This window comes from Accumulibacter sp., assembly GCF_029255285.1.
In the GTDB taxonomy this organism is placed as follows: domain Bacteria; phylum Pseudomonadota; class Gammaproteobacteria; order Burkholderiales; family Rhodocyclaceae; genus Accumulibacter.
In genome coordinates this window covers 1-6,013 of the sequence record NZ_JAPUVI010000081.1, presented here as the reverse complement: position 1 = coordinate 6,013, position 6,013 = coordinate 1, and the positions used below count along the sequence as shown (strand labels likewise).

Annotated in this window: 8 protein-coding genes; 5 read left to right on the top strand and 3 right to left on the bottom strand. The window is 60.7% G+C overall.

Translation table 11 applies throughout. From position 1 onward, the window contains the following. Positions 1-624 (top strand): conjugal transfer protein TraG N-terminal domain-containing protein (locus Q1M07_RS09240; RefSeq protein WP_300453249.1); only part of this gene is annotated, 624 nt, incomplete at its 5' end. Between the two features lie 18 nt (positions 625-642). Here Q1M07_RS09240 and Q1M07_RS09235 read toward each other — a convergent pair. The 3 genes from Q1M07_RS09235 to Q1M07_RS09225 all read right to left on the bottom strand — a co-directional run bounded on the left by Q1M07_RS09235 (position 643) and on the right by Q1M07_RS09225 (position 2,429). Further along, positions 643-1,017, bottom strand: coding sequence for a DUF3742 family protein (locus tag Q1M07_RS09235; protein ID WP_300453247.1), 375 nt, complete (start codon positions 1,015-1,017; stop codon positions 643-645). A 177-nt stretch (positions 1,018-1,194) separates the two neighbouring features. Next, positions 1,195-2,079 carry an ImmA/IrrE family metallo-endopeptidase gene (locus Q1M07_RS09230; protein WP_300453245.1) on the bottom strand — a complete coding sequence of 295 codons (885 nt, stop codon included), beginning with the start codon at positions 2,077-2,079 and terminating at the stop codon, positions 1,195-1,197. Next, the gene (locus tag Q1M07_RS09225) at positions 2,076-2,429 is read right to left on the bottom strand and encodes a helix-turn-helix transcriptional regulator (RefSeq protein ID WP_300453243.1); all 354 of its coding nucleotides are present in this window, start codon (positions 2,427-2,429) and stop codon (positions 2,076-2,078) included. Before Q1M07_RS09225 ends, Q1M07_RS09230 begins: the two co-directional genes overlap by 4 nt. 101 nt (positions 2,430-2,530) lie before the next feature. Here Q1M07_RS09225 and Q1M07_RS09220 point away from each other — a divergent pair, with 101 nt between their 5' ends. The 4 genes from Q1M07_RS09220 to Q1M07_RS09205 are packed head-to-tail and all read left to right on the top strand — an operon-like array spanning position 2,531 to position 5,679. Continuing rightward, positions 2,531-3,496, top strand: coding sequence for a CBASS oligonucleotide cyclase (locus Q1M07_RS09220; RefSeq protein WP_300453241.1), 966 nt, complete (start codon positions 2,531-2,533; stop codon positions 3,494-3,496). A gap of 10 nt (positions 3,497-3,506) precedes the next feature. After that, positions 3,507-4,019 carry a hypothetical protein gene (locus Q1M07_RS09215; protein ID WP_300453239.1) on the top strand — a complete coding sequence of 171 codons (513 nt, stop codon included), beginning with the start codon at positions 3,507-3,509 and terminating at the stop codon, positions 4,017-4,019. Further along, positions 4,019-4,954: an ATP-binding protein gene (locus Q1M07_RS09210; protein ID WP_300453238.1), complete on the top strand. Its 936-nt coding sequence runs from the start codon at positions 4,019-4,021 to the stop codon at positions 4,952-4,954. Before Q1M07_RS09215 ends, Q1M07_RS09210 begins: the two co-directional genes overlap by 1 nt. Continuing rightward, positions 4,951-5,679: a DUF6602 domain-containing protein gene (locus tag Q1M07_RS09205; RefSeq protein ID WP_300453236.1), complete on the top strand. Its 729-nt coding sequence runs from the start codon at positions 4,951-4,953 to the stop codon at positions 5,677-5,679. The genes Q1M07_RS09210 and Q1M07_RS09205 overlap by 4 nt, the downstream gene beginning before the upstream one ends. The last annotated feature ends 334 nt before the right edge of the window (positions 5,680-6,013 follow it).

Here is a 6,013-nt window from a genome sequence, read left to right as displayed (position 1 = left end):
GTGATTCGCGCCGTGGTCTCGCCGCAGCAACAGAAGATGAACCAGGGCGCCGTCTATACCGACTACGGCGGTCAGATCGATAAGACGCTGCCCAACGTCGTGACGCGCGGGGCCGGCGATCTCGGGATGACCGTCGGCTCGCTGGGCTTCTTCCCGGCCATGGATGTGGTCCGTCAGGCGCTGCCGATGGTGCTGTCGCTGCTCAAGATGGCGCTCGTCATCTGCATTCCGCTGGTGCTGCTCTTCGGCACCTACGAGCTGAAAGCCCTGGTCGCGGTGAGCTGTGTGGAGTTCGCGCTGTTCTTCGTGGATTTCTGGTTCCAGCTCGCGCGCTGGCTCGACAGCACGATCCTCGACGCGCTCTACGGCTGGGGTTTCGGCGCGAATCGGCCGCACACCAACTTTGATCCACTGATCGGCCTGAACAATGCCTTCGGCGACATGCTGCTGAACTTCGTGATGGCGACGATGTTCATTGTGCTTCCTAGCCTTTGGGTCACCGCACTCGGTTGGGTGGGCGTTCGTGCAGGGGGCATGCTTCAAGGCTTGGCAAACGGGACTAGGGATGCCGGGCAAGCAGGTGGTCGGGGATCGAATATGTTGATCAGCGCTGCCAAGAAGTAGGCATGGGCTCATCCTGCATCAGTCGTCTTCAAACCGCGGGTCTGGATCATCGTTGTAGGACGCCGGGTGATAGAAGAGACCCTCACGGTGATCGAGCTCCTCAGCCTTGCGACCAAGAAAATCGGAGTCGATTTCGGTGTGATCTTGCCACGCCATCCAACCCGCGACTGCAAGGCCCACGATCACCAACGCCAGCCAGAATGCGATATAGGCCAGCAAGCCGAGTGCTGTGAGCTTGGCCACCAGCAGCGTCGCCTTGGCTGCGCCCGGCGCCCATCCCCGCACACGTAGCCAGCCCTGCGCTCGCCGATCCAGATGCGCGCAGCCTCGCCACGCTCGGCCCAGCATCCGGCCGAGACGTTCTGCGAAGGTGGTCTGTGCGGCGGTCTTCATTTTGGCTACCTCATGGTCGTCCTGTGCATTATTTGATAGCGGGCTCGGGCTCCGCCAGAGAGGTGTTGCTGATGCCTGCTCCGTGCAGAACAGAAGCAACGCGATCGATCGCTGGCAACAAGCGCTAGTTTCCCACGAGGGCGACCGGCCCTCGGAGGGACACTAGCGCTGGCGCTTCTACTTCTTGAACCGTGGCGTCCATCGCTCGACGAGATCGTCTTCGTCGTCCCCTTCTTCGGCATACGCATCTTGGCCGATCTTTCGCGAGGAAAGCACCGTCAGCGTTTTTCCATAGCGGCCGAGCCCGACGACTTCCTCAGTCACCATGCTTGAGCGCTTGCCGCCGAGCCAATCAAGGATATCGATCTCGTCCTCTTCTCGCTCTGCCCGGAGCACCTGAGAGTTGTCGGCGTTGAATCGTGCTGTCGCGGTCTTTGCCGGCACCTGAGAGCCGCGTTTCAACCACGTCAAGTCCGGCAGCGACTTCATGGCTTCGGAGAGGATGCAGTAGTCGATGGTGCGCCCAGTGCTCAAGATGACCGCGACCGCATCGTCTGTCAGCTCTGCATAACGGATTGCGGTGGCGGTCAACGACGTCTTACAGGCATCTCGCGCGGCTTCGATATCCTCAAGGCCGAGGCGCGACCGGCCCATGAGCTTTCTGAACGGCTTGGCCGGCATCAAAAGGCCGACAGCGAAATTGTCCGCCTCCTGCTCATAAGGGTCGCCCGACGAAAAGCCGGCATGCGATGCATGTACACCGTCGTTCGGCAGTACGTGGTCGATGTGGCCGTCGAGGAAGTAGTGGCCCAGTTCGTGGGCCACGCTGAACCGCTGAAATCCCTCATTGGGGATGTCGGAAGCGTAGAGGATGCCGAAAGAGTTCCCGTGTCGAAGCAACATACCTGAGACGCCGGACGCAGTGTCCGGTTTCGCCTGCACGATGATGTCGTGCCGCGCCGCGATTTCGAACGGATCGACCGCCAGCTTGGTGAGCTTCTCCTCGGAGAGGATGGCTTCTCCGCGCTGTTTTGCAAGCCTCAGGCGCAGCAACAGGCTCATCGTTTATTCCCTTGCTTGTTTCGCTCGGCGAGCATTTTCAAGAAGTCCTTGGCCAGCTCGCGATCGTTGCCCGTCAACTTGCTGACATCGCGGAAAAGCGGATCAGCCGCTTCAGCCAGCGAGGGGTCTTCGACCCTGCCCAACAGATAGTCCGTCGTCACCTCCAGTGCATTCGCGAGACGTCGGAGCGTGTCGAATGATGGCTTTCTCGAGCCAGACTCGAAGTGTGCGATCGAGCTTGGTGGCATGCCCGCCTTTTCGGCCAGTTCGCCCTGGCTCCACTTGCGAAGTTCTCGGGCGGCCCTCAATCGCTCCTGGAAGAGATCTGAGGGTGTGCGTTCGTCAGTCATGTCTAGTTCGCCATAAAAAAGTTGACTCTATTTTTTTATCCAGTATAGACTAGACATATATGGTATGTCGAGTTCGACATATCCCCCTAAGGAGGACACCGATGAGCCGAGAGCACGTTAGTCACGCCGAGATTGCGCGCTTCGCCCAGGACAGAGTCAACCTGCCCAAAGAGAAGGCGGACGAATTCCGTGCGCAGGCCAAGCGCCTTCGCGACCGGCTGGAAACCTACCTGAACGAGCACCAGGACTTCACCTTGAAGAAGATGCTCCTCGCCGGCAGCCTCGCCAAGGGCACCGCGCTGCGTTCTCTCAACGATATTGACGTGGCCTGCTACATCAGCGGTGCTGATGCCCCGCACGAAGTGTCGGCACTGCTGGAGTACTTGGCTGTGCGGCTACGCAAGGCGTTCCCGAACTTTTCGGCGGACCAAGTGAAACCGCAGACCTACAGTGTGACGGTGTCGTTCCGGGGCACGGGGCTCGATGTTGATGTGGTCCCAATCCTCTACGACGGCGATCCTAACTGGTACGGGAACCTCGTCAGTCAAGATGACGGCTCGTTCCTCAAGACCAACATCCCGCTGCACCTGGAGTTCATCCGCAAGCGCAAGCGCGCGCAGCCCAACGACTTCTCCCAGGTGGTCAGGCTGGTGAAGTTCTGGGCCGCGCGTATGAAGGCCGCCGACGATGGATTTAGGTTCAAGTCGTTCATGATCGAACTGATCCTAGCGAAGCTCGCCGATGAAGGACTGTCCTTCTCCGACTACCCAGAGGCGCTGCAGCATTTCTTTACCTATCTGGCGCGCACCGACCTGCAGGAGAAGATCTTCTTCACCGACAACTACCCGGCTTCGTCGATGGGCACCTTCAGCGAGCGTGTGCAGATCATCGATCCTGTGAACGGTGCCAACAACGTCAGCAGGCTCTACACAGACGCGAACGCCTCCGCGATCTACGAGGCCGCGATCGACGCAGGGGATGCCATCGACTCGGCACTCTCGGCGCCCACCAAGCAAGAGACCGTCTACTACTGGCAGAAGGTCTTCGGCTCGGCGTTCCAGGCTTAAGAGGGGAAACATGTCCAGCTACACGATCACCGAATCCACGACTTTCACTGTCACCCATGCGCGGCACATGGCGGCAAAGGTCTCCGCTGACCTGAAGCGCATGCAGCGCTTCTACGGTCATCCCGGCGACATCGATATCGTCAACTACGAGTGCGAGGTCATCGAACTGCTGAAAGCAGGTTATCTTGGCACGCTGACCGTCGGGTTCTTGCGCGACAGCCAGTGGATCGAGCCGACGTTGCGCTATACCGCCCGTGATCTAGCCGGCATGGCGGCGAATGATGACGACCCTGGCAGGGTATTGCCCGGGCGCGACATTTCGGGCGCGAGCTTCTACAACTACTTGACCTATTCGACGGCTTGGGACGCGCTGCCGCAGAGCGAGAAAGATGCGTTCAAGCGCCGGATGCCGTTCTACCGCACGAACGCGACACAGCCCACCGTCAACGGCTACCTCGTCAACGACAAGACCTACTCGGCCGGCGGTAGAGCTCTGGGCCGTGCCAGCGTGAGGGCCTACTGATGCAGACGAAACCCGCACTTGATGAGCTGTTCGAGCGGCGCCTGACGTTCCCGGACTTCGAGCCGCAGGAGCGCCTCGCGAGACTGGTCGGCCTCGATGACCACAAGGACCGCCTGAGCAAGATCCTCGGCCTGCTGGTGAATCCCGCCGGCCTTGAAGCTTGGGCGCAAAAACACCATCCCGATGCGAAGGGATTGCTAAAGCACGTGCTGCGGCGTCCGCCGCTCGTCGTGCTCGCGGGCGACGTTGGCTCCGGGAAGACCGAGCTTGCTGAGACGATTGGCGATGCCGTTGCGCGGCAAGAAAAGATCGAGATCACGTTGTTTCCATTGAGCCTGTCGAGCCGCGGCCAGGGCCGGGTGGGGGAAATGACGCAACTCTTGTCCGCAGCCTTCGACTATACAGTTGAAGCGGCAGTGAAGCTCAAGGGCGCGGGCGGCCGCTCGCGCGGAGCTGTCATCCTCCTCGTCGACGAAGCCGACGCGCTGGCGCAATCGCGCGAATCCGCGCAGATGCACCACGAGGATCGCGCGGGGGTCAACGCTTTCATCCGTGGCATCGACCGCCTGGCGAACGGCCAGCTCCCGGCGGCCGTGATCATGTGTACTAACCGATTGGGCGCGCTTGATCCAGCCGTCAAGCGGCGGGCCGCCGAGATCCTTGTGTTCGAGCGGCCGAATGACGCGCAGCGTCACGCCGTTCTCGATAGCGCGCTATATGCTCTCGGGCTCAGCGCAAAGCAGGTCGACGATCTGGTCGCGGCGACCGGCAAGGGAAAGGGGCACTACGGCTTCACCTTCTCCGACCTGACACAGCGCCTGCTTCCCGCGATCGTCCTTGACGCGTACCCGTCGCGGAGTGTCGAGGCCCCCCGCGCGTTGGAGATCACCAAGCAGATGCAGCCCACGCCACCTTTCGAGGAGAGGAAGTCATGAGCGATTGGTCCCTTCCGGTTCTGCTGGCGAACCTCCACGACGACATTCAAAACCGTCTCCAGATCGCGAGGAAATCCTTCGCGCATCCGGGTGCCAAGGGCGATGCGAGCGAGGGGGTTTGGCTTGAGATGCTGAGTACCTACTTGCCGGAACGCTACCGAGCCGACAAGGCGTTCGTGGTGGACAGCAAAGGTGTCTTCAGCGAGCAGATCGACGTCGTGGTCTACGACCGGCAGTATTCGCCATTCATCTTCCAGTATCAGGGGCAAACGATCGTGCCGGCCGAGAGCGTCTACGCGATCTTCGAGGCGAAGCAGACCATCAACGCCAACTACGTGGCATACGCGCGAACTAAAGTGGCATCGGTGCGCAAGCTGCATCGTACGAGTTTGCCCATCCCCTACGCGAAGGGAACCTATCCAGCAAAACCTCTGATTCCGATTCTCGGCGGCATCTTGACGTTCGAGAGTGATTGGTCGCCGTGCGGCGGCGAGCCGCTCTGGAAGGCGCTGGGGGAAGGCAGTATCGAAGATGACCGGCTCGACATCGGATGCGTGGCGGCGCATGGGCACTTCGTTTGGGAACAGGCGCTAGGCAAGTACGAGTTCACCAAGGAAGGCAAGCCCGCAACCGCGTTTTTGTTCAAGCTGATTTCAATGCTGCAGTTCAGCGGCACGGTCCCCATGATCGATGTCAATGCCTACGCGGCGTGGTTGACGAAGTAGAAGAGTTGGTTGCATTGCCCCCGGGCGCCTCCTAAATTCATCTGGCGTTTTGACGTTGGTGTGTCTGGGCCAGGCCTGACGACAATCCCGCAGCGCTCCGGGTTTGCCGGGCTTGCCCCATGCCGCATTGATCGTGGCGCTCCAGCCCTGGCGGCCCTATACCCAAAGGCTTCGCAAAAGCCAAAGGGTTGGGAAGGGGGCAAGGGAACGGGGCCAAGGGGAAAGGCCCTACCCGAAAAGGCCAAAAGGCTCCTCCGAGCAGCCCGACATCCGGGGTTCGCCATGCTCTCGCTGTTCAAACGCAAACGGGTGCTGTCCACTTCCAGCGCGGCGC